Genomic DNA, 25,493 nt, shown 5'->3' on the forward strand with positions numbered 1-25,493 from the left:
TCCGGCATGCGCGCGGGGACCCGGCCCGAGGTTTGGCCGGAGGTCATGTGACCTCCGGCCACAGCCGATCGGCCATCCCTCACTTACCCACGATGACCTGCGATTCCTAGATTTCGAGGCGTCACATTCCCGATCGAGAGGGGGGCGTCTTGCTTCGCCACCTCGCCGTCGCACCGCTGCTGCTCGCCACCGCCCTGACCGTCCCGGTGGGCACCGACCACGGGGACCGCTGCTCCGGCGTCCGGGTCCCGGGAGCCGAGTACGCGGTGTCCAGCTGCCTGGCCGACCTGACGACCGCAGGAACCGCCCTGACCGGGCACACCGACGACAAGGACTGGAAGGGACTGCTGGCGGAGACCGCCGTCCTGCCGTCCGGGGTCCCCGGAGTCCAGGTGGACGGCTACTTCCCCGACACCTCCACCACCAACACCGAGCACGGCTGGAACCACGACAGCCAGTTCGTCATCCGGCTGCCCAGGAACTGGAACGGCGGGCTCGTCGTGGCCGGCCCGCCCGGGACCCGCAAGCAGTACGCCAACGACCCGATCATCAGCGACCAGGTCCTCGCCAAGGGCTACGCCTACGCCGCGACCGACAAGGGCAACACCGGCGACGAGCTCTACAAGGACGGCGACCGCCCCGGCGACGCCATCATGGAATGGCACCGCCGGGTGGCGGAGCTCACCGTGGCGGCGAAGAAGGTCGCCCGGCAGCACTACGGGTGCTCGCCCCGCGTCACCTACGCCGCCGGGCTCTCCGCAGGCGGGTACCTGGTCCGCTGGCAGCTGGAACACTACCCGGAGCTCTACACGGGAGGCATCGACTGGAACGCCCTCGTCTTCACCAAGGAGGGCGGCCTGCTGGCCACGCTCCCGCCGGCCCTGCGCGCCTACCCCCGACTGGTCAAGGGCGACCAGTCGGCGCACGACGAGATCCTCGCAGCGGGCTACCCGGAGGGCTCCGAGAAGCAGTGGGGCTACCACTACTACAACCAGTGGGACCTGCTGCAGCGCACCGTCCGCGAGGAGGTCGACCCCGACTACGACGGCGCCCAGCAGGGCGGCACCCCGCTCTGCCTGCCGGGAACCGCGCCCGGCTGTGACACCGACTACGACTTCGCCTCGCGCCCGGAGTCGGTGCACCGGACGGTCGAGCGGATCTCGCTGACCGGGAACATCAAGCGCCCGCTGATCAGCATCCAGGGCACGCTCGACGCACTGACCCCGCCGGCCACCTTCGGCGACGTGTACGACCGGATGGTCACCGCTGCCGGGAACGCGCCCCTGCACCGCTACGTCCACGTTCCCGGCGGTACCCACACCGACGGGCTGGTGAAGATCGACAAGGAACTGTACAAGCCGATGCTGCCGTCCTTCGTCGCGGCGTTCAACGAGCTGGAGGCGTGGGCGCGGCCGACCACCCGCTCATAGCCCGGCCTCGCAGCGGACGGCCCGGCCCTTTCCGCCCACGCGGCAGGGGCCGGGCCGTCCCGCGTCCTTCGTGGGCGGCACTGGCCGAACGTCGGCACCGGACTTGTCGGCAAGGAATACCTGGCCGCACTCGAGGCCGGATTCGCACGACTGGTCGCATGCGGCCCTCTGCCCGAACGGGTCCTGCTCACCGATGACGAGAACGAGTCGTGCATCGGGATGCAGGGCGCCGAGGGCAACGAGTCCTGCCTCGACCGAGCCACTCAAATCAAATACGTTGCCGATCCGGTGAGCCTGTGTCACTGTTCCGCCTGGATAGACAGCCGGACAAGAGAATTGGTGCCATGGGGAATCAGTACGAGGAAGAGTGTCGTCGGTCGTTGGCCGAGGAGCAGGCCAAGAGCCTTGCCGAGACCAACAACTGGGATCACGTCGACAGGCCTCAGGTCCACCAGGACTGGGACGTGCTGTACCGGGAGATCGCGGCCTGCCTGGACGACTCCCTGCCCGGGGATCCCCGGATCCAGGAACTCGTCCGCCGGCATTTCGGCATAGCCTGCCGGTTCTACGCCCCCAGCAGGAAAGCGTACGTCGGGATGGCACTCTTCTATGCGGAAGACGACTCCATGAGGGAGTTTCACAACTCCTACCACCCCAGGATGGTGGAATTCCTCGGCGAGGCGATGAGGATGTTCGCCGACCGGGGAGTCGGCTTCACCTCGTAGTACTCCACCTGTGGATCGTGTCCTGCCGGCCGGGGAAGGGGGAGGGGCTCCGGAGCGGCACGACGCGACCGCCCGCCCCGTCTCGGCCCGCCGCGCGGGCGCGGCGGGCCACGTCCACCTCATCGGCCGTCGGGACGCGGCTACGGTGGTGCGCGGCATAACTCTCGGACGCAGGACCGGCGAGCGGGGCGACGATGGCGGAGCAGCACTTCCAGGCACGGGTCATCGGCAGGGTCGAATCGTCGCTGCTGGAGCGACGGGACGCGCCGAAGCAGGGCGACGAGGGCGGGCCGGAGGCCTGGTTGGCCTTCGACCCTTCGGTGGAACGGGGGTTGCGCGAGCTGGTGGTCGGGCAGGAGGTACTGCTGCTGACCTGGCTCGACCGGGCGGACCGCGAGGTGCTCGCCGTCCACCCGCGCGGGGACCTCTCCCGGCCCGAGACCGGGGTCTTCGCCACCCGCTCCCCGGACCGACCCAACCCGATCGGCCTGCACCGGGTCACCATCCTCGCCGTCGAGGGGCGGCGGATCCGGGTCAGCGACCTGGAGGCCATCGACGGGACCCCGGTGCTGGACGTCAAGCCCGTCCTGCCCCGCAGCAGCGAGCGTTGACCACCCGCCCCCACCGGGTGCTCCGGGGCGGGCGTGCGCGATCATGACGCGATGAACACTCGCTTCCTCGGCATCCCCGATTTGGTCGAAGCCCCGCCCGTGGCGGTCGTGGTCGACGTCATGCGTGCCTACACCGTGGCGGCCTGGGCCTTTGCCCGGGGAGCGGAACGGATCGTTCTGGCCGGGTCGCTGGACGAGGCCCTGGCCCTCAAGGCCCGCCACCCGGGCTGGGTGGCACTCAAGGACGGTCCGGCCGCACCCGGGTTCGACCTGGTCAACTCGCCGGGTCTGCTGCGCTCTGCCGACCTCGCTGGACGGACCGTCGTGCAGAAGACCACGGCAGGGACGGTCGGCGCCCTCGCGGTCAAGGAGGCGTCGCTGGTGCTGTGCGCCGGCTTCGTGGTGGCGGAGGCCACGGCCCGGCTCCTGCGGGCGCACGGGAGCGACAGCGTCACGTTCGTGGTCACCGGCGAGGACGGGCAAGCCGACGAGGACCTGGCCTGCGCCCAGTACATCGCCCGAAGGGCCGGCGGGGCCGGGACGGATGCGGCCGCGTTCCTCCGCCGCGCCGGCGAGTCGCGCGCCGCCGCCGAGCTGGCGAACGGTGTGCGCGAGGGAGTCCACCCCGATGACGTCGCGCTCTGCCTTGAACTCGACCGGTTCCCCTTCGCCATGGTGGCGGCCCTGGAGGACTCGCACATGGTCCTGCGTCCGCGGGCCGTGCCGTCGCCGGCCGACCTCCCCGTCTGAACCCGTCCCGCTGCCGGGCCCTCCCCGCGCCGGTGCGCCCCGTTCGGCCCACCATGGAGGTGCGGGAAGGCTCCCGCGGGACGACCGGTCGGTCGTCCGGAACCCTCCGTCGGTGAGGAGACCCCCATGAACGAGAGCGCCCCAACCGGCCCCGTCCGGACCAAGCGCTGGGCTCTGCGACTGGACCTCTTCGAGGAGGAGGACGTCACCAAGGTCCACGCCGTGCTGGACACGGGCGACAACACGCTGGAGAGCCGCACGGAGGCCCGCCGCAACCCGCACGACCCGCCCGTTCCGGAGATCGGCGACGAGTACGCCGCCGGGCGCGCCCTGGTCGAGCTCGGGCACCTGCTGCTCCGGTCCGGGATGGCCGATGCGACCGCGAACGACCGGTCCGGCTCGGCCTGACCGGTCGTTCGTGGGTCACGGTGCCCGCCACGGTGCCCGTCCGAAGGCCGGTCGGCTCCCGCGAACGGGACGAACGGCCCAGGTTCCGGCCCGTCCCACGGCCCCAGACTGGTGCCAGGAGGTGGGATCGATGCACACCGTCATCGTGTACGAGAGCATGTACGGCAACACCCGCGAGATCGCCGAGGCCATCGCCGAGGGCGTCCACCAGGCCGATCCGGAGGCATCCGTCGACTGCCTGCCCGTGGCCCGGGCGGACGCGGAGGCGACCCGCACGGCAGACCTGCTGGTCGTCGGCGGACCGACCCACATGCACGGCATGTCCTCCGGTGCCAGCCGCCGGATGGCCGCCATGGCCGAGGCGAAGAAGGAGGGCCATGAGGACGCCGCACGCGAGGCGTACGAGACCGCCGAAGGTCCCGGACTGCGGTCCTGGTTCCACTCGCTCCCGAAGGCCGGGCGCGGAACGCACGCGGCGGCCTTCGACACCCGCGCCGACATACGGAGGAGCGGCGGAGCCGCGAACGGCATCGCCAAACGGCTCACCCGCCACCACTACGACGTCGTCGCCGAACCCGAGGGGTTCATCGTCGAGGAGGGCGACGGCCCGCTGCGGCAGGGTGAGGTCGAGCGGGCGCGCGCCTGGGGCGCCGGGCTGCTCTGACCGCCGGGGCCCCGTCGTCGGCGCCGTTCCGCCCACGGGCAACGACCGCAGGCTCCCGGCATGACCGCCGACCGGGTGGGTACCCGCGCGGGCATGGGCACGAACCACACCGAGACCGAACGGAAGTACGACGGAGGTCCGCTGCCGCGCCGATTGGACGAGCTGCCGGGCGTGGCGGCCGCCGAGCCGGTCGAGCCCCAGGACCTCGACGCCGTCTACTACGACACCGAGGACCTGCGGCTGCTGCACCGGCACGTCACGTTGCGGCGGCGCAGCGGCGGCACGGATGCGGGCTGGCACCTCAAACTGCCCCTCGACGGGGACTCCCGGCAGGAGCTTCGGCTGCCGCTGGACGCCGCGGAAGCGGGCGAGGGCGAGGGCGAGGCAGCGGGCGAGGGCGAGCGCGCGGCGCCGCAGGAGTTCGCCGTCCGGGTGAAGGCGTTCACGCGCGGCGCCACGCTCGTACCGGTGGCCCACCTGCGGACCCGCCGCACGGGGGTGGAGCTCAAGGACGAGGAGGGCGCGGTGCTCGCCCAGATCGTCGAGGACCGGGTCACGGCCCAGGTGCTCGCCGGGCGGCCGACCGCGCCCGGGGACGGAGAGCGCGGCGCGGAACCGTCCGGGCCCGGGTCGGGCGACGGAAGCCCGACCGAGGTCAGCGGGTGGACGGAGATCGAGGTCGAGCTGGAGGCGGCCGGCACGGCCGACCTGCTGGACCGCGTGGACGCGGTGTTCGCAGACGCGGGGCTGTTCCGTTCCCCGTGGCCCGCCAAGCTCGCCCGGGCCCTCGGCCCGGACCGCGCTCGGAGCGCCGCACCGGCCGCACTGCCGACCGGTACGGCCGGCGCCCTCGTCATGGCCGGCTTCCGCGAGCACCTCGCGCGACTTCTCGGCCTCGACGCCGCGGTGCGCCGGGGGGAGGAGGACTCGGTGCACCAGCTGCGCATCACCACGCGGCGTCTGCGCAGCCTGCTGAGGGTCCACCACCGGCTGTTCGATCGGGACCGCGCCGACCACCTGGCCGACGAGCTGCGTTGGCTGGGCCACGTCCTCGGCGACGCCCGCGACCAGGAGGTGCTCGGCGAGCAGCTGCTGGACGGACTGGGTGCGGTGCCCGACCGGGGACGTCGCGGTGCCCTGCGCACGCTGCGTGCTCTGGTCACCGAGCGCTACGACCGGGGCTACCAGCGGGCCTGGGAACGGGCCGTCGCCACCATGGACGGCCCGCGGTACTTCACCCTGCTGGCCGACCTCGAAGCCTTCGCGGCCGACCCTCCGCTGCGCGCCCGGGCCGACCGCGATGCGACCGAGCAGCTGTCCGACGTGCTGCGGCACGAGCAGCGACGGACCGTCAAGCGGCTCGACCGGGCACTGCGCAGCGAGCCCGGCCCGCAGCGCGACGAGGCCCTGCACCGGGCGCGCAAGGCCGCGAAGCGCGCCCGGTACACGGCCGAGGACGGCCGGCGGCCCGCCCTGTCGAAGCGGGCCCGCAAGCGCACCCGCACGTTCGGCAAGCGGATGAAGAAGCTCCACAAGGTGCTGGGCACTCACCAGGACAGCGTCGTGGAACGCCGGGAACTGAGTCGACTCGCCGGCCAGGACGCAACCACGGCGCCGCACGCGTTCGCCTACGGGGTGCTCCACGAGCGGGAGCGGGAGCGGGCCGACGCCGCCGTCCGGCGCCTGCCCGCGCTCCGCAGCCGCGCTGCCCGGCGCAAGCCGACCCGCCTGGCGTGAGCCGACCCGGCTGGCGTGAGCCGGTCGGCGGCTGAACGGTACGGCCCGCCGACGACCGCAGTGGTCGTCGGCGGGCCGTACCGTCACGCATGGTGGGCCGTCGTGAGACGGACCGGGTGCCCGGTCACCGGCCAGTGCCGGTCGAGGGCGTGCCGCAGCACCCGGGCAGCGGCCTGGGTCTGCCGGGCGTCGAGGATGTCGGCCTGGCGGCCGGCCCGCGCCTCCAGGCGTTCCAGTCTGGAGCCGAGCAGCTCGTCGAAGCCCGCCGCCCGCAGCGTCCGCCAGAGCGCGATCTTGCCCTGGACACCCGAGCGCATGGCCTCCGCCTCCAGCAGGTCGCTCAGCGGCGACCGGTGCACCAGGCGCCCGTTGAGCTTGAGCCGGCCGGCCTTCTCGGCCGCGGCGCCGAGCAGCCGCCGGTGCCACCGGGGCCGGACGCCGAGGGCCCGCATCAGGTCGACGAGTTCGTTGCGGTCCTGGGTGATCTCCCGGGCCAGGGTTCGCAGGTCGGCCGCGTCCGGGCCGTCCGCGTGCTCGCGGGCGATCCGGCGCGCGAGTGCCGCACCCCCGTAGGCGCCGGCCAGGTGGTCGTTGAGGTAGATCGCGAGCAGGTGCTCGCCGTCGATGTCCGTCGTCGTGCCGCCGGTGCCCGTCGTCATGTGACGGTCGGTGTCCGTCATGGTGTTCCTCCTCCGCGGTGCGGTGGCCGCCGGTCGGGCGGCCAGTGCGGTGGGTCGCAGCAGGGCCTTCGTCCAGCCGTCGTCGCGGTGGGGCCGTTCTCGTGCTCCGCCCGGTCGCGGCTGCCCACTGCGACCGGGCGGAAACGGCACGGGCCCCGTCTGCGCGCACCGTCCCTCCGCACGCTCCCTCCGCCCCGTTCGCGCTCCTCGGTGGCGGCCCCCGTGTGCCGCACGCAGACTGGGCTGAGCACCGCCGACACCCCTGGAGCCGTGCCCCGCCGCACCGCCCACCCCGCCGCGGCGTCCCGCCGCAGGAGCCGCCCATGACCGACGACGAGAGCTCCGGCGGCCCCGGCCGGGACGAAACGCCCGAAGAACGCGCGGACCGCCTCTGGAGCGAGATGCTGCAGGAGGTCCGGGTGTGCCAGACCGGCGCGCAGATCCTCTTCGGCTTCCTGCTCAGCGTCGTCTTCACCCCCCGCTTCCCCACCCTGCCCGAGTTCGACCGGCACCTGTACGTCGCCACCGTCTTCCTCGGCGCCCTCGCCACCGGAACCCTCATCGCCCCGGTGGCGTTCCACCGCCTCCTGGCCGGTCACGGGCTGAAGCCAGAGCTCATCCGCGTCGCCGGCCGACTCATCTCCCTCGGGCTGGTCCTGCTCGCGCTCACCATCACCGCGGCCCTGCTGCTCCTGCTGCGCACGGCCACCGGGCTCTCCGCCACCGCCTGGGTCCTGACCGGCGCGGCCGCGGTCTGGTTCTGCGTGTGCTGGCTCGTCCTCCCCCAACTGGTGCTCCACCGCCGGCCGAACGGCCGCCGAGCCCGCCCCTCGCGCTGAGCGGCCGCCGGGACCGCGCCGCCCCGCCCCGTCCCGTCCTGAGGACCGCGGCGCAGCCGTGTACCGCACCGCCCGCCGCAAGGCCACGGGCCGCAACCGCCTGCGGGAGCTCGGCGACCGGCTCGAAGTGGCGAAGCGCACGGCCACCCGCGAGCCCCTGGAGGTGGCAAGCGCCTCCGCGTAGCGGCCGCGCTCCCGCCGCCACGTCCTGCCACGTCCGCACCGGCCGTGTGATCAACCGGAGACGCGATCAACCGGAGGCCCGTCGCGTCCAGGCGAGAAGCCGTTCGCGTGGCCAGGTGGTCACCAGCCGGTCCGGCCCGAGACCGATCCGGGCGGCCCGGGCGTAGCCGGAGGCGTGCCAGTGCAGTTGGTCGGGGGCGTGGGCGTCGGTGTCGACGGCGAACAGGCAGCCCGCCTCGGCCGCCAGGAGCAGCAGGTCGTCGGGCGGATCGCGGCGCTCGGGGCGGCAGTTGATCTCCACCGCCGTTCCGGCGTCGGCGCAGGCGGCGAAGACGGCCGCGGCGTCGAATCGGGACTGCGGCCGGCCACGGCCGGTGACGATCCGGCCGGTGCAGTGGCCGAGGACGTCCGCCCGGGGGTTGCACACGGCGGACACCATCCGGTCGGTCATCGGCTCCGGCTCGGAGCGCAGCTTGGAGTGGACCGAGACCACGACCACGTCGAGCAGGTCGAGCAGGTCGGGCTCCTGGTCCAGGGAGCCGTCCTCCAGGATGTCGCACTCGATCCCGGTGAGCAGGCGGAAGCCGCCGTCCGCCCCGTTGTACGCCGTGACCGTGTCCAGTTGGCGCCGCAGCCGGTCGGAGCTCAGTCCGTGGGCGATGGTCAGCCGGGGCGAGTGGTCGGTGAGCACGGCCCAGCGGTGGCCGAGCTCGCGGGCGGCCGCGGCCATCTCCTCTATCGGGTGACCGCCGTCGGACCAGTCGGAGTGCAGGTGGCAGTCGCCCTGCGCCACGGCGGCCAGCTCCCAGCCGGCCTGCCCGGCCGGTCCGGCCGCCGCCTCCAGGTCGGCCAGGTAGGCCGGCGTCCGGTCGGCCGAGGCCTCGGCGATCACGGCGGCGGTGACCGGCCCGACCCCTCTCAGCCCCTGCGCCCGGGCGGCGGACACCGGGCCGGGCGGGAGGCGGCGGGCGGCGTCGGCGGCCGTGTGGAAGGCCCGGACCCGGTAGGGCGAGGCGCCGTTCCACTCCAGGAGGAAGGCGATCCGCCGAAGCGCTTCCACGGGGTCCACAGCCGGTACCGCCTCAGCTCGCGGGCGTGGTTGCGCGAGCGCGTCTTCCCGCGGGCATCACGGGCGAAACGCGACAGCAGGGGCCCCGGGCCGATCGCGGGGCGCAGGGTGCGGGCGACGTCAGCGTACGGCTGCGGCGCGAGCGTCGCGGTCGGTGGACGCCGGTGCTCCCGGGTGGTCGGGGCCGAGCATGACGACCACGCCGTCGGGGTCCGGCGCCGGGCGGGTGACCGGGCTCCAGCCGTGCCGCAGGTAGAAGGCCATCGGCCCGTCCGCGGCGGCCACGGTGAACAGCCAGCTCCGGCCGCCGGGCGCCGCCGCGGACACCGCGTTCAGCAGGGCCAGGCCGAGGCCCTGGCGGGCGTGGTCGGGGTGGACGGCCAGCTCGTCGATCTTCAGGGCCCCGCCCAGCAGCTCGCGGACGCCGTGCTCACCGAGGCCGTCGCCGGCGTGGCGGTAGGAGCCTTCGGAGGGGAAGGGTTCCGGCGTGGTCCAGGCCGTGGCGAAGCCGACGAGCCGGCCGTCGGTGCGGAGGGCGGCGGCCGCGGTGAATCCCGGCCGGCCGACGTCCCGGCGCAGACGGCTCAGGTAGTCGTCGGCCAAGGCCGCGGGTTCGTTCCACGGCGGCCTGCCGAAGGCCAGCGCGTACACGTCGCGGACGTCGGCCGCCAGGCCGAGCAGCGCGGTCCCGTCCACGCGGCGGACGTTGGGCACCACCGGCGTTCCCGCCATCGACCCCGGCTCCTTCTCTTCCCAGTGAGGTAACTGCACCTCATGCGCAACAAGCCGCACAGGGTTTTGATTCCGGCGGAATCCGCTGAGCAGCGAGGAGAATGGGGCGTCAGATCGCCCACGGCCCGCGCGCGATGGAGACGAATCGAGTCGGTGACACCCCGTCACTCCCTTCCGGCAGGGCGAAAGGGGCGGTTGCCGGGTCGACCGCGGCGGTACGACGTGCGCCCCCGTGACGGGGCCGCTCAGCGGCTGGCCTGCCCACGTCCGGCGGCCTTCGGATCGCCGGAACTCGCGGAGCCACTGGACGTCGGGTGGGCAACGCGCCTGCGGCACGGACGGGTTGCATGATCGGATAGCGGGGCATCGCGTGAATCCCCGTCCCCGGCAGCGCCGAGGTTCCCGGCCGCGGGGCGGCCGGCGGGCGTCAGTCCTCCAGCGCGCGGGCGATGGGCAGCGTGTCGGAGGTCTGCCGCAGCTGGGTGATCCTGCCGTCCCGCAGGGTGAAGAAGTGGGCGAACCGTGAGGTCACCGGCTTGCCGGCGGTGGTGACGCCGAGGTAGCGGCCCAGCACGATGACGTGGTCACCGTCCTCGTAGTACGCGTCGCCGACACACTCGAACTCCCGGAAGTCCGCGAGGAACGGGAAGAAGTCCCCGACGATGCGGTCCAGGCCGTCGTACACGCCCCCGCGGGGGAAGCCGTCCGCCACGTCCCACCGGGCGTCCTCGGCCACCACGGACCGGATGACGTCCAGGTCCCCCTTCGCGCCGTAGTAGCGGCGGACGGCGGCTACCTGCGGAGAGTCGGGCATGGCGGGTCCTCCCGGCGAGTGGAGCGGCATGACGGGTCCTGGGAGGAGGCTACTCGCCGTCACCTCGATCAGACCACGGGTCGCACCGTCCACGGGTCGCACCGTCGACGCCCGGCCGCGCCGGCCCGCCGCCGCTCCGGGGAAGGCCGCCCTTCGGCCTCCGCCCCGGCGACGAGCGACCCGGGGGGTGCGGTGCGCACACTGGAGTCAGACCGGTCGGCACGGAGGTCGCGACGTGGCAGCGGACGCAGCGGCGGGCAATCCCCTCATGCCGGACCCGTGGATCCTGCGTTTCGAAGGCTTCGACCCCGCGGAGGAGGGGCTTCGGGAGGCGCTGTGCGCGGTCGGCAACGGCTACGCGGTCACCCGGGGTGCCGCGCCCGAGTCGGTGGCCGACGGGGTCCACTACCCGGGGACGTACCTGGCGGGCTGCTACGACCGGGCGGAGTCGACGGTCGCCGGGCGCGTCGTCGCCAATGAGGACCTCGTCAACTGCCCGAACTGGCTGCCGCTGACCTTCCGCCCGGCGGGCGGCCCGTGGTTCACCGGTCCACCCGCCGAACAGGCGCTGGAGCTGGACCTGCGCCGGGGTGTGCTGACCCGGACCGCCCTCGTCGTCGACGAGCGGGGGCGGCGGACCCGCCTCCTCCAGCGGCGCCTCGCCAGCCAGGCCCGGCCCCACCTGCTCGCCCTGGAGAGCACGTTCACGCCGGAGAACTGGTCCGGCCCCCTGGAGGTCCGCTCGGGACTGGACGGGGACATCGCCAACACCGGCGTCGCCCGCTACCGGGGGCTGGCCGAGCGGCACCTCGTCCCGGCCGGCCAGGGCGTGGACGACGCCGGGCGGCTCTGGCTGGAGGCCGGGACGGCCGGTTCACCGCTGCGGATCGCCCTGTGCGCCCGGACGCGTATCGAGGGAGGCCGGGGAGCCGAGGTCGCGACCGAGTACCGCACCGGTTGGGCGGCCCACCTCCTCACCGCGGACGCCGAGCGCGGCCGGCCCGTCACGGTGGAGAAGACGGTGGCCCTGCACACCTCCCGCGACCCGGCGGTCGGAACACCGCTGCGTGCCTCGGCCCTGCTCGCCGCCGAGGCCCCGGGCTTCGACCGGCTGCTGGCCGAACACGCCCTGCGCTGGAGCGAGTTGTGGCGCCGCTGCCGGATCGAGGCGGACTTCGACGGCACCGGACCGCTGCACCTGAACCTGTTCCACCTGCTCCAGACCTACACCGAGCACTCCGTCGACCTGGACGCCGGCATCCCCGCCCGCGGACTCCACGGCGAGGCGTACCGGGGCCACGTCTTCTGGGACGACCTGTTCGTCCTGCGGCTGCTCAACCTGCGCTTCCCCGAACTCACCCGCGCCGTCCTCCGCTACCGCCACCGCCGCCTGGACGCCGCCCGCCGGCAGGCCCGCGCGGCGGGCCGGCGCGGCGCGATGTACCCGTGGCAGAGCGCGAGCGACGGCCGCGAGGAGTCGCAGCGGCTGCACCTCAACCCGCTGTCCGGCCGCTGGCTGCCTGACCACAGCCACCTGCAGCGGCACGTCGGCTCGGCGGTGGCCTACAACGTCTGGCAGTACTACCAGGCCACCGGCGACCGGGACTTCCTCGCCACGGCCGGTGCGGAGATGCTGCTGGAGATCGCCCGGTTCTGGTCCTCCGCCGCCACCTACGACCGGGGCCGCGAACGCTGGTCGATCCGCGGCGTGCTCGGGCCGGACGAGTACCACGACGCCTACCCCTGGGCCCGCGGCCCCGGCCTGGACGACAACGCCTACACCAACGTGCTGGCCTCCTGGGTGCTGGCCCGCGCCCGGGACGCCCTGGAGGCCCTGCCCGGCTACCGGCGCGACGAGCTGCGCGAGCGCCTCGCCCTCGACGCGCTCGAACTGGACCGCTGGCAGGAGGTCGGCCGACGCCTGCACGTCCCGTTCCACGCGGGCGTCCTCAGCCAGTTCGACGGCTACGAGCGGCTCGCCGAACTCGACTGGGCCGCCTACCGGAGCCGGTACACCGACCTGCGCCGGCTCGATCGGATCCTGGAGGCCGAGGGCGACACGGTCAACCGCTACAAGGCGTCCAAGCAGGCCGACGCGCTGATGCTCTGGTACCTGTTCTCCGCCCGCGAGGTCCGCGACCTGCTGCGCCACCTCGGCCACCCCGCCGGCCACGAACTGCTCCGCCGCACGACCGAGTACTACCTGCGGCGCACCGTGCACGGCTCGACGCTCAGCTCCGTCGTGCACGCCTGGGTGCTCACCCGCTCCGACCGCCGCGCCTCCTGGCGGTACTTCCGCGACGCCCTGGTGGCCGACCTCCGGGACAGCCAGCGGGGAACCACCGCCGAGGGCGTCCACCTCGGCGCCATGGCGGGCGCGGTCGACCTGCTGCAGCGCTGCTACACCGGCCTGGAGATCCGGGAGGACGCCCTCTGGCTGGACCCGCGGCTGCCCTCGGCCCTCGGTCGGCTGGAACTGGAGTTGCGCTACCGGGGCCACTGGGGCGTCGTGGTCGCCGTCGACCGGGGCGCGGCCACCGTGAGCCTGCGCGAGGACCGGCAGGAGCCGGTGCTGATCCGCTTCCGCGGCAGGCCGACGATCGTCCGGCCCGGGGAGGTGCGTCGCTTCCCGCTGTGACCGCGCGGGGTCCCGCTCGGGTCCGGCGGCTCCCGCTGTGGTCCGGCGGCTCGCGCTCGGGTCCGGCGGTTCGCGCTCGGGTCCAAAGGACGGCCCGGCCAGCGGCTCCCGCGCGGCCGGTCGGCGCGGCTCCGCAGGCCGCCGGTGAGGGGCCGTGTCGGCGGGTGAGGGGGCCGCGTCCGCCCCGTCCCGGGCCCCGGACGAGAATGACCGGGTGATGACTGCTCTGGACCCCGCCGATGCCGCGTTCGCCCGCGACCCGTACCCGTTCTACGCCGCGCTGCGCGAGCAGGGCCGCCCGGCGGCGCCGGTGGCCCTGTCCAACGGGACGTCGGCGTGGTTGGTGACCGGCTACCGGCAGGCCCGGACGGTCCTGGCCGATCCGAGATTCTCCAACGTCCCCGCACCGAAGGCCGGCCGCCGCACCTCCGAGGGGACGACGGCCGGCGCGCGGTCGGTGCTGGAGCAGCACATGCTTAACACCGACGGCGCCGAGCACCGGAGGCTGCGCCGCCTGGCGTCGGTCGCCTTCACGCCCCGCCGGGTGGACGCCCTCACCGACCGGATCGCCGGCCTCACCGACTCCGTGCTCGCGGAGCTCACGGCACGGGCGGAGCGCGGCGGGGTGGTCGACCTCGTCGACGACTTCGCCTTCCCGCTGCCCGTCCTGGTGATCAGCGAGATCCTCGGCGTCCCCGAGCAGGACCGCCTGGACCTGCGCACCTGGACCTACCGCGTGGGCTCCCCCGCCGGCGCCCTCGCGCCGGGCGAGCTCGACCAGGCCTGGCAGAGCCTCCACCGGTACTTCTCGCAGCTCATCGCGGAGAAGCGCCGCCGGCCGGGCGAGGACCTGTTCAGCCTGCTGGCGCACGACGATGACGAGGCGGCCCTGGACGACGGGGAGCTGCTGGCGATGGCCTTCCTGCTGCTCTTCGCCGGCTACGAGACGACGATGAACCTCCTGGCCTCCGCCGCCCTGCTGCTGCTCGGCCACCCCGACGAGCTGCGCGCCGCACGGCGGGACGGCGATTCCGGCTGGGCTGCCGTGATCGAGGAGACGCTCCGGCACGCGAGCCCGCTGGAGGGGACCACCTGGCGGCGCGCGAGCGAGGAGGTGGACCTCGGGGACGGCACGGTCGTCCCGGCCGGCGCCTCGGTCCTGGTCGTGCTGGCGGCCGCCAACCGCGATCCGGCCGTCTTCACCGACCCGGACGCCTTCCGCCCCGACCGCTACGCACCCGGCGGCGAGCGGGCGCTCCCGCACCTCGCGTTCGGTCACGGCCCGCACGTGTGCCTCGGCGCCCGGCTGGCCCGGCTGGAGGCCATGGTTGCGCTGCCCCGGCTCTTCGACGCCCTGCCGGATCTGCACCTGGCTGCCGACCCGGGCACCCTCCCCTACCGCCCGGGCCTCCTCGTCCGCGGCCCCCGCACCGTGCCCGTCCGCCGCGCACCGTAGGACGCGTTCCGTCAGGGTGGTTGACGGCCCGTCAAATGCATGGCCCTGGTTGGTTGTTGTACCCGCCCGCGACCGAACGGGCCGGTCCGCCTGCGGCACCGGCCCACCGGCTCACGGGCGCCCACCGGCCCACCGACCGCCCGGCCCACCCCGTTACCTTCTTCGTGGCCCTGAAACGGGGCTCCTGGCCTCCGGGCCCGGCATGACTGTTGCCCCCTGTCGATCGCATGACCTGGGGGGTGGTGTCACCGCGGCCCGGAGCACCGTATGACCGCTGATGAGAGGCCTGACCGGCACCCGGCCGAGCGCAACGCCCGGCCGCTGACGGGTGCCGGGTCTGCGTAACGTGGATGCGCGCGAACGGTGCCAAAGGGCGAGGCCAGGACGGCGAACGACCCTCGGGGGTTCGGTGTTCGACACGAGTGACATCGCGGTCTTCCTCGGCCTGGACGTCGGCAAGGGCGACCACCACGGCCACGGCCTGACCACAGCCGGCAAGACCGTGTTCGACAAGCGGCTGCCCAACAGCGAACCGAAACTGCGGGCCGTCTTCGACAAACTCACCGCCAAGTTCGGCCGCGTCCTGGTCATCGTCGACCAGCCCGCCTCGATCGGAGCCCTGCCACTCGCCGTAGCCCGTGACGCCGGCTGCGAGGTCGCCTACCTGCCCGGCCTGGCCATGCGCCGCATCGCCGACCTCTACCCCGGCGAGGCCAAGACCGACGCCCGCGACGCCCAGGTGATCGCGGACGCCGCCCGCACCATGCCCCACACCCTGCGCGCCCTCGAACTCGCCGACGAGACCGCGGCCCAGCTCACCGTCCTGACCGGCTTCGACCAGGACCTCGCCGCCGAGGCCACCCGCACCAGCAACCGCCTGCGCGGCCTGCTCACCCAGTTCCACCCCTCCCTCGAACGCGTCCTCGGCCCGCGCCTGGACCACCCCGCCGTCACCCACCTGCTCGAACAGCACGGCTCCCCGGCCGCCCTGCGCAAGGCCAGCCGACGAAAACTCGTCAGCCTGATACGGCCCAAGGCCCCACGCATGGCCGAACGCCTGATCGACGAGATCTTCGACGCCCTCGACGAGCAGACCGTCGTCGTCCCGGGCACCACCACCCTGGACACGGTCGTGCCCTCCCTGGCCCGCTCGCTCGCCGCCGTCCACGAACAACGACGAGCCGTCGAAGCCCAGATCAGCGAACTGCTGGAGGCCCACCCTCTTTCCACGGTCCTGACCTCGATGCCCGGAGTCGGCGTCAGGACCGCCGCCACCCTTCTGGTCACCATCGGCGATGGCACTAGCTTCCCCACGGCCGCCCACCTGGCCTCCTATGCCGGCCTGGCGCCGACGACGAAGTCCTCCGGGTCCTCCATCCGCGGCGAACACGCCCCCAGGACCGGAAACCGGCTCCTGAAACGAGCCATGTTCCTCTCCGCGTTCGCCGCCCTCCACGACCCCGACTCCCGCGCCTACTACAACCGGCAACGAGACCGCGGTAAGACCCACACCCAGGCCCTCCTCCGCCTCGCCCGCCAACGCATCAGCGTCCTGTTCGCCATGCTCCGAGACGGCACCCTCTACGAACCCCGCACCCCCGAATCCGCGCCAGCATGACCCGCCCAGCCTTGACGAAGGACATAGAGGCACCCCCCGGCTCACCGGTCGGCGGGCGGTGCCGGGGTGGTGGGGAGGCGGGCTCGGAAGGTCGTCTCGCCGGGAGTGTCGAGCACGGTGAGGGTGCCGCCGTGGAGGGTGGCGATGTCACGGGCGATCGCGAGGCCGAGTCCGGCGCCGCCGTCGTCCCGGCTGCGGGCGTCGTCGAGGCGGGCGAACCGCTCGAAGATCTTCTCGCGGTCGCCGGGCTCGATCGCCGGGCCGTCGTTGGCCACGTCGAGGGTGGCGGTGCCGGAGGCCCGGTCGGTGTCGAGACGGACGGTGACGGCGTTCCGGGCGTGACGCCGGGCGTTGTCGAGCAGGTTGGTCAGCAGCCGGCCGAGCCACAGGGGGCTGCCGGCCACGGTGACCGCGGCAGAGGCGCGCACGGTGACCGGGTGGGCTTCGGCCCCGCGGGCCGTGACCGTGTTCCGGACCAGCTCGGCGAGGTCGACGGGCTCCACGGGCCCGGTGCGCCCGGTGCGCCCGGTGGAGTCCAGACGGGCGAGCAGGAGGAGTTCGGCGGCGAGAGCCTGGAGGCGCTCGGTGTCCTCCAGAGCGCCCGCGACCAGGTCGGACCGCACCTGGGGGTCGGGGTGGGCCAGGGCGACCTCCAGCTGGGTACGCAGGACGGCGAGGGGGCTGCGGAGCTCGTGCGAGGCGTCGGCGATGAAGCGGCGCTGCCGCGTGCCGGCGGCTTCGAGGCGCGCGAGCATGGCGTTCATGGTGTCGGCGAGACGGGCGATCTCGTCGTCGCTGGGGGGTTCGGGGACGCGGCGGTGGAGGTCGCGGTCACCGATGGCGGCCACCTCGGCCCGGATGTCCTCGACGGGGCGCAGGGCCCGGCCGGTGGCACGCCAGGTGAGGACGCCGACGGTGAGCACCAGGACGCCGCTGAGCACGGCGAGTGCGGCCCTGGTGACGTCCTCGGCGTCGTCGGCGGTGCGCAGCGAGGCCCCGACGTGCACGGTGATGGGGCCGGTGGGGGTGGCCGCGGTGATCGTGGTGACGCTCTGGTGGTGCTCGCCGCGGAGGAGGTCGTGGGAGCTCTGGCCGCCCTGGGTGAGGGCGGGGCGCCCGGCGAGGTTCTGGCCGGCCGCGACGACTCGCCCGCCGGCGTCGACCACCTGGACGAAGTCGGTCCCGTGGTCCAGCGGGAGGAACGCGTCGAGACGGCCGTCCGCGGCCAGCCCGGCGACGACCTCGGCCTGCTCGCGTGCGTCGGCCTCGGCGCTGCGCTCCAGGTTGGCCCGGACCAGGAGCACCGCGGCGGCGGAGGCGACGAGCAGGACGACGGCCACGCTGGCGCAGGCGGCCAGGGTGGTCCGGGTGCGGACGGAGCGCGGCGCCAGGCGGGTCGCCAGGGCGGCGAACCGGGAGCGGGTCGCGGCCCTGCGCAGCGCGCCGCGCAGGCGGCGCAGTGCCCTGCGGGCGGGGCCGGGGGTTCGGGTCGCGCGGGTCGGGTCAGCCACCGTCGGCCGCCAGCCGGTATCCGGTCCCCCGGACGGTCTGGAGCGACGACCGGCCGAACGGAGCGTCGATCTTGCGTCGCAGGGCGCTGATGTGGACCTCGACGGTGTTGGGGTCGCCGTCGCCGGCGCCGTCCCAGACGGCGTCGAGGATCTCGCGCTTGGAGACGGCCTCGCCGGCACGGCGGGCGAGGTGGTCCAGGACGGCGAACTCGCGCGGGGTGAGCGGGACGGCCGTGCCGGCGCGGGTGCAGGTGCGGGCGGCGGAGTCGACGACGAGGTCGCCGAGGACGGTGCGCCGCGGTGCGCGGCTGCCGAGGCAGCGGGCGAGCGCGTTCAGCCGGGCGACGAGGACCACGAACGAGAACGGTTTGGAGAGGAAGTCGTCGGCGCCGGTGTCCAGGGCCTCGGCCTCGTCCCACTCGCCGTCCTTCGCGGTCAGCATGAGGATGCCCGTGTCGCTGCCGACCGCGCGCAGCCGCGAGCACACCCGGTAGCCGTCGAGGCCGGGCAGCATGATGTCCAGCACGATCAGGTCGTACGGGTGGTCCACGGCCATGGCCAGGCCGGAGAGCCCGTCGTGGGCAAGGTCGACGGTGAATCCCTCGGCGGTCAGCCCGTGCTGCAGCGCCCTCGCCAGTCGGCGCTCGTCCTCCACCACCAGTACCCGCATCCCCACCAGGGTGGCAGGTCGCGCCGCAGCGAAGCTGAAGGCGTCTTCAGGTCTTCAGCTCTCCTTCAGCCGGACCGGGCCATGCTGGCCCTACAGCACGCGGACCGCCCCAGCCGAGCCGTCCGCACCGTCTCCCGAGGAAGGGCCCACACCCCGATGCACCTCTCGTCCGGCATGCCGGCCGTCGCCCCGCCGGACACCGGCTCGTTCGGGGAGACCCCCCGATGACCGGCCCCGGCCTGCTGGCGTTCGACGGCCGCCCGGTCGACGGCGGGCTCTACCTGCAGGTGGTCCACTGGGCGCAGCACCTGCCGCGCCCTTGGCAGGAGGCCGTCGCGGCGTTCTCCTCGTACGGGCTGGGCCTGCTGGCCGTGCTGATGCTCGCGGCCTGGTGGCGGGCCCGACGGATCGGCAGCGCGGCGATGGCGCGGGCCTTGGCGGCCCCGCTCTGTGTGACGCTGGCGTTCGCCGCCGACACCCTGCTCAAGGGCGTGCTGCAGGAGCCCCGCCCGTGCCAGGTGCTGCCCGCTGCTCCGACCCTGGAGGCCTGCCCGGGGACCGGGGACTGGGCCCTGCCGAGCAACCACACCGTGATCGTGTTCGCCGGTGCTGCTGCACTGTGGCTGGTGGACCGGCGGATCGGCGCCCTCTCGCTGCTCCTGGCCGTGGCCATGGGGGTCTCGCGGGTGGTGGTCGGTGTGCACTACCCGCACGACGTGGTGCTCGGCGCGTTGGTCGGCACCGCGGCGGGATACGGGCTGGGCCTGCTGGCCGGCCGCGGCGGGGGTTTGGTGGAACGCGTCCGAGGGGGTGCACTGGAGAGGTGGTTGGGCGCATGACCGGGCGCGGACGGGAGTGGCTGGTCGTCCTGGGGACGGCGTGGCTGCTCTTCGCCGTGCTCGCCGTGCTGCTGGCCACCCGCAGCTGGGCGCCGTTCCCGTTCGAGCGGGCCGCGGTCGGCTGGAGCGCGGCGGACCGGCCCGCGGCCGCCCGGTCCGCGGTGGTCGCCCTCACCGCGCTCGGTACCGGGGTGGTGCCCTACCTGATGGCGATGACGGCCGGAGTCGTCCTCGTGCGGGCCACCCCCGGCCCCCGCCCGCTGCGCAGAACCGTGCTGCTGCTGGTGGCGCCGCTGTGCTGGCTGCTCGCGGGCGAGTATCTGCGCCGGAGCCTCATGCAGGCCTTCGACCGTCCCCGCCCGCCCCGGACGGACTGGGCGACGACCGCCGCCGGGTTCTCCTTCCCGTCCGGGCACACCTTCACCTCCGCGGTGAGCGCGGGCCTCCTGGCCATGGCCGTGGCCCGTACGCGTCCCACCGCGGCCCGGGCGGCAGCCGCCGGTGCCGCCCTGTTCGCGGTCGCGATCGGCCTCAGCCGCGTCTACCTCGGGGTGCACTGGCCGCTGGACGTCCTCGGGTCCTGGCTCCTCGCCGCCGGCTGGCTGGCGATCGCCGCCGCGGCCCTGCGCCTGCTGCACCGCTCCCCACCACCGCGGCTCGACGCCGACCCCGCTGGCACCGGTTCTCCCCCACTCCCCCTGAAGCCCCCCGGCCCGACACACTGGAATCGGGGGCGAACGGCCCGCTCGCCACGGGGGTGCGGTGGTGTGCGTAGCGCCGTCGCCGACGGGTGGCCTGGCTCTTGGCCTCCGGGGAGGATCGGAACGGCCAGTGGCGGTAGCGGCCAGCCGGTGGTGAGCTGCCCGGGGATGCGGCCGGAGATGCGGAGCTCTTGTAGGTCGGGGATGTGGTTGTAGAGGGTGCCGGGGCTGACGCCGAGGATCTTGGCGATCGAGGTGACCGAGTTCTCGGGGTTGGGGAGCATGTCACGGGCGGCCCGGATGATCTCGGGGGTGGCGACGGTAGGGCGGCCGCCGATCCGACCGCGGGCACGGGCGGCGTCCAGGCCCTCGCGGATCTCGGTGCGGTGGGTGGGCTCGGCGACCAGGAAGTCGAAGGCGGCGGGCTCGAAAGGGTTGCTCCCACCCTGGATTCTGTCAGAAAAGGGTGCTCGGAAGTTCTTGAACAGCCCTGGTTTTTGAAGGACTTCTTTTGAAGGCTCTGACCGGCCGCCGGGGGTCCGGCCGGCAGTCTTCAGGAAACGACGGTTTGTTGAATGGGCGGCGTAATGATCAACTACCCGGACTCTGGCGCGATCCCGTTGATCACGCGGTCGAGGAGGCGATCGAAAACCGCTTGGGCGCTCTGGTCGCCACCCGTTGCGGCCAGGGCTTGGGCGAGATGGGCATAGTTGCCGCCAGCGACTGCGGCGCGGAGGTAGCGAGTCTGGGCGTCGAGGATTTCGCCGGGGGTCCGCCCTGCCGCTTCGATCGCGCGCTCTTGGGCGAGTTCGTACGACATTTGGCTGGCCACGAACCCGGTGAGGAGGCTGAAGGTCTCTAGCCGGGCCTGGGCGTCCAGGCCGGTGGGGGTCATCACGGCGAGCGCGTAATCCAGGACGGCGAGGGTGTTCGGGCCGAGGGTCTGCCGGGCCGGGAGCGCGGCCGGAAGCCACGGGTGGCGCCGCATGATGGCGCGTTGCTCATGGGCGATCTGCCGAAGGTCTGAGCGCCAGTCGCCGGTGGGGTTGGTCGGCAGCCGGTGGTCGCCGCTCACTTCGTCGATCATCAGCTCCAGCAGCGTCTCCTTGTTGGGGACGTAGCTGTACAGGGACATGGTTCCGGCGCCGAGCCGGGCCGCGACCGCACGCATCGTGACGGCGGCAAGTCCTTCGGTGTCGGCGATGGCGACGGCGGCCGTGGTGATCTCGGCGCGACTGTGGGCGGGCGGCCTGCCACGTCGCGGGCGTTCGGCCGCCGACCAGAGCGCCTCCGGATCCACCCCGACGCGGCTGCCTGACGGGGTCGCCGAGCCTGTGCGGGCCATGGTGACACCTCCCTCCTTCTGACGGTCAATCCAAGCATGAGCTATTCTCGTACATCGTACGAGAAGCGAGAGACTGCCTGCGCCATCCCAGAAACGAGGCACCGTGACGATGCCCACGCACCGCCCAGTCGGGAAGAAGCCACCCCTGAGTACCAGGGCCATGCGGCGGTCCATGCGGGGACTTCCTCCCAAGCTGCACGACATCGCCTACGATCCCGGCCTCGTCGTACCCGCCGCAGATGGCAGCCCCCTGCTGACCGACCACTACTTCCCGCTGGACGGAGGGGACTTCCCCACACTGCTGGTGCGCTCGCCCTACGGCCGGGGATTCCCCTGGGCGCCGATGTACGGCGTGCTCCTCGCCGAGCAGGGCTTCCACGTCGTCCTCCAGAGCTGCCGCGGCACCGGCGGCTCCGGCGGCGACTTCCACCTCTGGCGCAACGAGGCCGCCGACGGCCGGGCCACCGTCGCCTGGCTGCGCCAGCAACCCTGGTTCTCGGGCGTCCTGGGGACCATCGGCCCCAGCTACCTCGGCTACGTCCAGTGGGCGCTCGCCATGGATCCGCCCCCGGAGCTGCGCGCGATGGTGGTCCAGATCGGCATGCACGATCCGCACGGCTTCTTCCACGCTGGAGGCACGTTCTCCCTGGAGAACGCGCTCGTCGTCGCCATGGGCCTCACCACGCAGCACCAAGGCGTACCGAGTTTCCTGCGGGCGACCCTGCGGCTGCAGCGCCATCTGCGAAGGGCTGCCGCCGACCTCCCCCTCGTCGAGGCATATCGGCCCGCCCTCGGAGGCCCGGTGCCGTTCCTCGACGGGGCCATGGCGCACCCCGACGCCGGGGATATCCACTGGGACGGCGCGGACGTGGGATCCGCCGCCGACGGCCTAATCGTGCCGACCGCCCTGATAGGCGGCTGGCACGACGTGAATCTCGACCAGACCTTGCAGCAGTACGAGCGACTGCGGCGTGCCGGCTGTGATACAGCCTTGCTCGTCGGCCCCTGGTCGCATCAGTCGGCACTCCAGCAGGGTTGGCCCGAGGTCTTCACCGAAAGCCTCGCCTGGCTGCGGGCCCACCTGTATGACGACCTGTCCGCCTTGCGGCCGACAAGGGTTCGCGTCCAGGTCGGCGGCCGAGGAGCCTGGCAGGATCTGCCCGACTGGCCGCCAGTCCTCCGGGGCCGACGCTGGTACATCGACACCGACGGGGCCCTGACCCACCGAGCGCCCGAGGACACGAGCGAGCCGCTGTCCTTCCGCTACGACCCGGCGGACCCGACACCCTCCCTCGGCGGTGCCCTGGCCGGCGGGAAGGCTGCACAGGCAGACAACCGCCCTCTGGAGGCACGCAAGGACGTACTGACCTTCACCACGGCACCGCTCCCCGATCCGGTCACCATCCTCGGACCGGTGCGCGCGATCCTGCGGATCAGTACCGACACCGGCCACGCCGACGTGTTCGCCCGCCTCTGCGACGTGGACCCCCGGAACCGTTCCACCAACGTCTGTGACGGCATTCGACGGCTCCAGCCCGATGAGGAGGACCCGGCCACCGTCACCGTGGCCATGAGCTCCACCGCCTACCGATTCCCCGCCGGACACCGGATCCGCCTGCAGATCAGCGGTGGAGCCCACCCACGCTTTGCCCGCAACGCCGGAACCGGCGAGCCCACGGCAACGGCTACCCGCCTCGCACCGGTTCGGATCTCGCTCCACCACCCGTCAGTGATCGTGCTCCCCATCGCAGACGAGGCCGCAGCTGACTAGGCATCGCCGCCTTCCTCATCGGCGTCCCGGATCTCCCAGGCATGCTCGTAGCGGCTCTGCTTCCGCACCCCGTACCCGACCCACTCGAACTCCTCGACATCGAGCTGCTCAGCCGCGAAGCGCACCACCACGGCCGGCACGACCGCCAGGTCGTCGGTCGGGAAGGCCCCGAGCATCCGCACCGAGCCCCACAGCACCGCGAAGCCAAGCCGGTTCGCCGGCGACCGCTTCGAGCGGGCTGCCTCCAGCCCCGGTACGTCAAAAGGTGATCATGCAGTGGCCGGACATGCTGAAGGTCGCCGGTTCCCTGGTCACCAACCAGGTCCGCGCCTACGACCTGCTCCGCATGTTCGGCCGCGAGGGCCGCCCCACTTCGCTGGGCGCAGCGTTCGCGGAGTACGGGCGGATCGCCAAGACCGAGCACCTGCTGCGCGTGGTCGACCCGGTCGACGACACCTATCGGCGGCAGATGAACCGGCAGCTCACCGTGCAGGAATCCCGCCACAAGCTCGCGCGGGACGTGTGTCACGGCAAGCGCGGCACCATCCACCAGCCGTACCGCGACGGGATGGAGGACCAGCTCGGCGCGCTCGGCCTGGTTCTCAACGCCATCGTGCTGTGAACCGCCCGCTACATTGACGCCGCCGTCGACCAGCTGAAGGCCGAGGGCCAGGAGATCCGCGACGAGGACATCGCCCGTCTCTCCCCGCTCAAGCACAAGAACCTGAACCTGCTCGGCCGATCCAGCTTCACTGCCAGGGTCCCAGCCGCCGGCGCCCTGCGCCCGCTGCGCGACCCGGACGCGCCTGAGCTGGGAAGACGACTGCACCGGAGACTGACAGGCGGCTGTGGCGGTGCCAGCGCGCCCGCCCCGCCGGACGCGCTGGATGGGCGTTGCAGTGGGAGTCAGCTCAGGCGTCCGCCGAGGCAGCCGTAGGGGTCGATCTCGTTGATGCGGGCTAGCGAGCAAGCGCCGCGCGGCCCACGGCTGCGCTGGTTCGGGAGGGGTCAGCGGCGGGTGGTGGCGACGATGAGCCCGAGGCCGATCAGCGCGATGCCGCCCGCGCCGCCGATCATCGACAGGCGCCGGTCGGAGCCGGCGAACCAGGTTCGGGCCGCCGAGGCGCCCAGGCCCCAGACGGTGTCGCAGACCAGGCCGATCCCGGCCGGGATCAGGCCAAGGACCATCATCTGCAGCGGGATGTTCCCCGCGTCGTGGTTCACGAACTGCGGCAGAACCGCGGCGAAGAAGACCAGGCCCTTGGGGTTCGTGGCGCCCACCAGCAGGCCGTCCAGGACGGTGCGCAGATCACCGCGCCGTTCGCCCTCCCCGGTCGTCAGGTCGGCGCGCAGCCGACCACGCCGGCGGTACGCCTGGACGCCAAGGTAGACGAGGTAGACGGCGCCGGCCAGCTTTACGGCGGTGAACACGGTGGTCGAGCTCTGGACAAGGGCGCCGACGCCGAGGGCGACGGCGAGGACGAGGGCGTAGGAGCCCAGGAGGTTGCCCAGGACGGTGGCGAGCGCGGTGCCGCGACCGTGGGCGAGGGCGCGGCCGACGATGAACAGGACGCTCGGGCCGGGAATCGCGATCACAACGAGGGACATCGCGGCAAACGCCAGAAGGCTTTCGGTACTCACCATGTGCCGGGACTTCCTGATCTGTGCCGCGCAGCCGGTGAAGGGCTGCGCGAGGTGCGAGCTGTGACGAGGGGGCGGGCCTGGCGCGCAGGCGGGATGGCTACCGGGAGAGGGCGGCCACCTGGGCGCGGGGGAGGCGGGCCAGGACGGCGGAGTCGATCTGGAGGGTGCGGTCGGCTGATCCGGCGCCGCAGTAGACGGGCCGGTCCGGTTCGGCGACCGTGGCATCGACCAGGCACGGCACCCCGGGCCGGTGGCTGACCGGCGGCACGCCCCCGGGCACCAGGCCCTCCGCGGCGAGCAGGCCGGCGTCCGCCGTGCGCAGCCGGGAACGGCTGGTGCCCAGGACGGCCGCCAGACGGGCGAAGTCCACCCGGTCCTCCGCCCGCAGCGCCACGAGCAACAGCGGGACGTCCGGAGTGGTGAAGGCGAGCGTCTTCACCGCCTGCGACCAGGGGAAAGGCAAGGCCTGGCGCTCGGCGACACTGTGCGCGGCGGCATGCTGGTGGACGGTGTACGGGCAGCCATCCGCGTCCAGCACGGCTTGCCAGGGCGCTTCGGGCGTACTCATGGAGGGACACCTGCAGCCTTCGGCTCGAAACGGACGGGAGTCGACCTGCGGCCGGACGGCGCGCGGTCTGCTCCTGAGCCTGATCGACGC

General features: G+C 73.3%; 26 protein-coding genes and 1 pseudogene. 17 read left to right on the forward strand and 10 right to left on the reverse strand.

Translation table 11 applies throughout. The annotated features are described in order from the left end of the window. Nucleotides 1-149: 149 nt before the first annotated feature. From RMN57_RS01715 to RMN57_RS01750, 7 genes are all read left to right on the forward strand, one after another. Nucleotides 150-1,430 carry a tannase/feruloyl esterase family alpha/beta hydrolase gene (locus tag RMN57_RS01715; RefSeq protein WP_313761541.1) on the forward strand — a complete coding sequence of 427 codons (1,281 nt, stop codon included), beginning with the start codon at nt 150-152 and terminating at the stop codon, nt 1,428-1,430. 344 nt (nt 1,431-1,774) lie between these two features. Beyond that, the gene (locus RMN57_RS01725; protein WP_313761542.1) at nt 1,775-2,155 is read left to right on the forward strand and encodes a TipAS antibiotic-recognition domain-containing protein; all 381 of its coding nucleotides are present in this window, start codon (nt 1,775-1,777) and stop codon (nt 2,153-2,155) included. A 194-nt stretch (nt 2,156-2,349) separates the two neighbouring features. Beyond that, nucleotides 2,350-2,766, forward strand: a complete 417-nt coding sequence (tsaA, locus tag RMN57_RS01730) for a tRNA (N6-threonylcarbamoyladenosine(37)-N6)-methyltransferase TrmO (protein ID WP_313761543.1) — start codon at nt 2,350-2,352, stop codon at nt 2,764-2,766. Between the two features lie 51 nt (nt 2,767-2,817). Further along, a complete protein-coding gene (locus tag RMN57_RS01735; RefSeq protein WP_313761544.1) occupies nt 2,818-3,516 on the forward strand; it encodes a 2-phosphosulfolactate phosphatase in 699 nt (232 codons plus the stop codon). 126 nt (nt 3,517-3,642) lie between these two features. After that, nucleotides 3,643-3,924, forward strand: a complete 282-nt coding sequence (locus RMN57_RS01740) for a dsRBD fold-containing protein (RefSeq protein WP_313761545.1) — start codon at nt 3,643-3,645, stop codon at nt 3,922-3,924. A 130-nt stretch (nt 3,925-4,054) separates the two neighbouring features. After that, the gene (locus tag RMN57_RS01745) at nt 4,055-4,588 is read left to right on the forward strand and encodes a flavodoxin domain-containing protein (RefSeq protein ID WP_313761546.1); all 534 of its coding nucleotides are present in this window, start codon (nt 4,055-4,057) and stop codon (nt 4,586-4,588) included. 60 nt (nt 4,589-4,648) lie between these two features. Next, a complete protein-coding gene (locus tag RMN57_RS01750) occupies nt 4,649-6,325 on the forward strand; it encodes a CYTH and CHAD domain-containing protein (protein WP_313761547.1) in 1,677 nt (558 codons plus the stop codon). An 83-nt stretch (nt 6,326-6,408) separates the two neighbouring features. Here RMN57_RS01750 and RMN57_RS01755 read toward each other — a convergent pair whose 3' ends face one another. Continuing rightward, nucleotides 6,409-7,005 (reverse strand): hypothetical protein, encoded by a 597-nt coding sequence (locus RMN57_RS01755; RefSeq protein ID WP_313761548.1) that lies wholly within the window; start codon nt 7,003-7,005, stop codon nt 6,409-6,411. Nucleotides 7,006-7,328: 323 nt separating this feature from the next. Between RMN57_RS01755 and RMN57_RS01760 the strand changes: the two genes are divergently transcribed. Both RMN57_RS01760 and RMN57_RS01765 read left to right on the forward strand, forming a co-directional pair. Beyond that, on the forward strand, nt 7,329-7,844 hold the full coding sequence (locus RMN57_RS01760) for a DUF6328 family protein (RefSeq protein WP_313761549.1): 516 nt from the start codon (nt 7,329-7,331) through the stop codon (nt 7,842-7,844). Between the two features lie 58 nt (nt 7,845-7,902). Further along, on the forward strand, nt 7,903-8,028 hold the full coding sequence (locus RMN57_RS01765; RefSeq protein WP_313761550.1) for a hypothetical protein: 126 nt from the start codon (nt 7,903-7,905) through the stop codon (nt 8,026-8,028). A gap of 66 nt (nt 8,029-8,094) precedes the next feature. Here RMN57_RS01765 and RMN57_RS01770 read toward each other — a convergent pair whose 3' ends face one another. The 3 genes from RMN57_RS01770 to RMN57_RS01780 all read right to left on the reverse strand — a co-directional run bounded on the left by RMN57_RS01770 (nt 8,095) and on the right by RMN57_RS01780 (nt 10,642). Beyond that, the gene (locus RMN57_RS01770; RefSeq protein WP_313761551.1) at nt 8,095-9,096 is read right to left on the reverse strand and encodes a PHP domain-containing protein; all 1,002 of its coding nucleotides are present in this window, start codon (nt 9,094-9,096) and stop codon (nt 8,095-8,097) included. 120 nt (nt 9,097-9,216) lie between these two features. Next, nucleotides 9,217-9,828: a GNAT family N-acetyltransferase gene (locus RMN57_RS01775; protein WP_313761552.1), complete on the reverse strand. Its 612-nt coding sequence runs from the start codon at nt 9,826-9,828 to the stop codon at nt 9,217-9,219. A gap of 427 nt (nt 9,829-10,255) precedes the next feature. Further along, nucleotides 10,256-10,642, reverse strand: a complete 387-nt coding sequence (locus RMN57_RS01780) for a nuclear transport factor 2 family protein (protein WP_313761553.1) — start codon at nt 10,640-10,642, stop codon at nt 10,256-10,258. Nucleotides 10,643-10,877: 235 nt separating this feature from the next. Here RMN57_RS01780 and RMN57_RS01785 point away from each other — a divergent pair, with 235 nt between their 5' ends. The 3 genes from RMN57_RS01785 (at nt 10,878) to RMN57_RS01795 (ending at nt 16,354) form a co-directional block, all read left to right on the forward strand. Continuing rightward, nucleotides 10,878-13,280: a glycosyl hydrolase family 65 protein gene (locus RMN57_RS01785; RefSeq protein ID WP_313761554.1), complete on the forward strand. Its 2,403-nt coding sequence runs from the start codon at nt 10,878-10,880 to the stop codon at nt 13,278-13,280. 217 nt (nt 13,281-13,497) lie between these two features. Further along, nucleotides 13,498-14,736: a cytochrome P450 gene (locus tag RMN57_RS01790; RefSeq protein ID WP_313761555.1), complete on the forward strand. Its 1,239-nt coding sequence runs from the start codon at nt 13,498-13,500 to the stop codon at nt 14,734-14,736. A 409-nt stretch (nt 14,737-15,145) separates the two neighbouring features. After that, nucleotides 15,146-16,354 (forward strand): IS110 family transposase, encoded by a 1,209-nt coding sequence (locus RMN57_RS01795; protein WP_313761556.1) that lies wholly within the window; start codon nt 15,146-15,148, stop codon nt 16,352-16,354. A 41-nt stretch (nt 16,355-16,395) separates the two neighbouring features. Here the strand turns inward: RMN57_RS01795 and RMN57_RS01800 are convergent, their stop codons facing one another. Then, complete coding sequence (locus tag RMN57_RS01800) at nt 16,396-17,745, reverse strand: ATP-binding protein (protein WP_313767688.1); 1,350 nt, start codon at nt 17,743-17,745, stop codon at nt 16,396-16,398. Nucleotides 17,746-17,857: 112 nt separating this feature from the next. Next, on the reverse strand, nt 17,858-18,535 hold the full coding sequence (locus RMN57_RS01805) for a response regulator transcription factor (RefSeq protein ID WP_313761557.1): 678 nt from the start codon (nt 18,533-18,535) through the stop codon (nt 17,858-17,860). A gap of 224 nt (nt 18,536-18,759) precedes the next feature. Between RMN57_RS01805 and RMN57_RS01810 the strand changes: the two genes are divergently transcribed. From RMN57_RS01810 to RMN57_RS01820, 3 genes are read left to right on the forward strand one after another with little or no spacing between them, the layout of a single operon-like run. Further along, entirely contained in the window at nt 18,760-19,374 is a 615-nt protein-coding gene (locus RMN57_RS01810; RefSeq protein ID WP_313761558.1) for a phosphatase PAP2 family protein, read from the forward strand. Then, nucleotides 19,371-20,291: a phosphatase PAP2 family protein gene (locus RMN57_RS01815; RefSeq protein WP_313761559.1), complete on the forward strand. Its 921-nt coding sequence runs from the start codon at nt 19,371-19,373 to the stop codon at nt 20,289-20,291. Before RMN57_RS01810 ends, RMN57_RS01815 begins: the two co-directional genes overlap by 4 nt. Beyond that, nucleotides 20,282-20,590 (forward strand): hypothetical protein, encoded by a 309-nt coding sequence (locus RMN57_RS01820; RefSeq protein WP_313761560.1) that lies wholly within the window; start codon nt 20,282-20,284, stop codon nt 20,588-20,590. Before RMN57_RS01815 ends, RMN57_RS01820 begins: the two co-directional genes overlap by 10 nt. 80 nt (nt 20,591-20,670) lie before the next feature. Here the strand turns inward: RMN57_RS01820 and RMN57_RS01825 are convergent, their stop codons facing one another. Next, entirely contained in the window at nt 20,671-21,420 is a 750-nt protein-coding gene (locus RMN57_RS01825) for a TetR/AcrR family transcriptional regulator (RefSeq protein ID WP_313761561.1), read from the reverse strand. 160 nt (nt 21,421-21,580) lie between these two features. Here RMN57_RS01825 and RMN57_RS01830 point away from each other — a divergent pair, with 160 nt between their 5' ends. Then, nucleotides 21,581-23,191 (forward strand): CocE/NonD family hydrolase, encoded by a 1,611-nt coding sequence (locus tag RMN57_RS01830; protein WP_313761562.1) that lies wholly within the window; start codon nt 21,581-21,583, stop codon nt 23,189-23,191. Here RMN57_RS01830 and RMN57_RS01835 read toward each other — a convergent pair. Continuing rightward, nucleotides 23,188-23,439 (reverse strand): DUF4158 domain-containing protein, encoded by a 252-nt coding sequence (locus tag RMN57_RS01835; RefSeq protein ID WP_313767689.1) that lies wholly within the window; start codon nt 23,437-23,439, stop codon nt 23,188-23,190. The two genes, RMN57_RS01830 and RMN57_RS01835, sit on opposite strands and share 4 nt — an antisense overlap. 14 nt (nt 23,440-23,453) lie before the next feature. On the opposite strand from RMN57_RS01835, the pseudogene RMN57_RS01840 reads away from it, so the two are divergent. Further along, nucleotides 23,454-24,011: pseudogene (locus RMN57_RS01840) on the forward strand (Tn3 family transposase); the annotation flags it as partial. Between the two features lie 188 nt (nt 24,012-24,199). On the opposite strand, the gene RMN57_RS01845 reads toward RMN57_RS01840, so the two are convergent. Both RMN57_RS01845 and RMN57_RS01850 read right to left on the reverse strand, forming a co-directional pair. Further along, complete coding sequence (locus RMN57_RS01845) at nt 24,200-24,835, reverse strand: LysE family translocator (RefSeq protein ID WP_313761563.1); 636 nt, start codon at nt 24,833-24,835, stop codon at nt 24,200-24,202. A gap of 97 nt (nt 24,836-24,932) precedes the next feature. Then, nucleotides 24,933-25,403 carry a YbaK/EbsC family protein gene (locus RMN57_RS01850; RefSeq protein WP_313761564.1) on the reverse strand — a complete coding sequence of 157 codons (471 nt, stop codon included), beginning with the start codon at nt 25,401-25,403 and terminating at the stop codon, nt 24,933-24,935. Between the last annotated feature and the right edge of the window lie 90 nt (nt 25,404-25,493).

The sequence above is a fragment of the Kitasatospora sp. CM 4170 genome (assembly GCF_032110285.1).
GTDB lineage: Bacteria > Actinomycetota > Actinomycetes > Streptomycetales > Streptomycetaceae > Kitasatospora > Kitasatospora aburaviensis.

Coding starts and splice junctions, on each gene's coding strand:
- RMN57_RS01815 (WP_313761559.1), top strand. CDS start 19,371: ATGACCGGGCGCGGACGGGAGTGGCTGGTCGTCCTGGGGACGGCGTGG.
- RMN57_RS01780 (WP_313761553.1), bottom strand. CDS start 10,642: ATGCCCGACTCTCCGCAGGTAGCCGCCGTCCGCCGCTACTACGGCGCG.
- RMN57_RS01775 (WP_313761552.1), bottom strand. CDS start 9,828: ATGGCGGGAACGCCGGTGGTGCCCAACGTCCGCCGCGTGGACGGGACC.
- RMN57_RS01845 (WP_313761563.1), bottom strand. CDS start 24,835: ATGGTGAGTACCGAAAGCCTTCTGGCGTTTGCCGCGATGTCCCTCGTT.
- RMN57_RS01850 (WP_313761564.1), bottom strand. CDS start 25,403: ATGAGTACGCCCGAAGCGCCCTGGCAAGCCGTGCTGGACGCGGATGGC.
- RMN57_RS01790 (WP_313761555.1), top strand. CDS start 13,498: ATGACTGCTCTGGACCCCGCCGATGCCGCGTTCGCCCGCGACCCGTAC.
- RMN57_RS01760 (WP_313761549.1), top strand. CDS start 7,329: ATGACCGACGACGAGAGCTCCGGCGGCCCCGGCCGGGACGAAACGCCC.
- tsaA (WP_313761543.1), top strand. CDS start 2,350: ATGGCGGAGCAGCACTTCCAGGCACGGGTCATCGGCAGGGTCGAATCG.
- RMN57_RS01745 (WP_313761546.1), top strand. CDS start 4,055: ATGCACACCGTCATCGTGTACGAGAGCATGTACGGCAACACCCGCGAG.
- RMN57_RS01740 (WP_313761545.1), top strand. CDS start 3,643: ATGAACGAGAGCGCCCCAACCGGCCCCGTCCGGACCAAGCGCTGGGCT.
- RMN57_RS01825 (WP_313761561.1), bottom strand. CDS start 21,420: ATGGCCCGCACAGGCTCGGCGACCCCGTCAGGCAGCCGCGTCGGGGTG.
- RMN57_RS01735 (WP_313761544.1), top strand. CDS start 2,818: ATGAACACTCGCTTCCTCGGCATCCCCGATTTGGTCGAAGCCCCGCCC.
- RMN57_RS01755 (WP_313761548.1), bottom strand. CDS start 7,005: ATGACGGACACCGACCGTCACATGACGACGGGCACCGGCGGCACGACG.
- RMN57_RS01810 (WP_313761558.1), top strand. CDS start 18,760: ATGACCGGCCCCGGCCTGCTGGCGTTCGACGGCCGCCCGGTCGACGGC.
- RMN57_RS01805 (WP_313761557.1), bottom strand. CDS start 18,535: ATGCGGGTACTGGTGGTGGAGGACGAGCGCCGACTGGCGAGGGCGCTG.
- RMN57_RS01750 (WP_313761547.1), top strand. CDS start 4,649: ATGACCGCCGACCGGGTGGGTACCCGCGCGGGCATGGGCACGAACCAC.
- RMN57_RS01830 (WP_313761562.1), top strand. CDS start 21,581: ATGCGGCGGTCCATGCGGGGACTTCCTCCCAAGCTGCACGACATCGCC.
- RMN57_RS01725 (WP_313761542.1), top strand. CDS start 1,775: ATGGGGAATCAGTACGAGGAAGAGTGTCGTCGGTCGTTGGCCGAGGAG.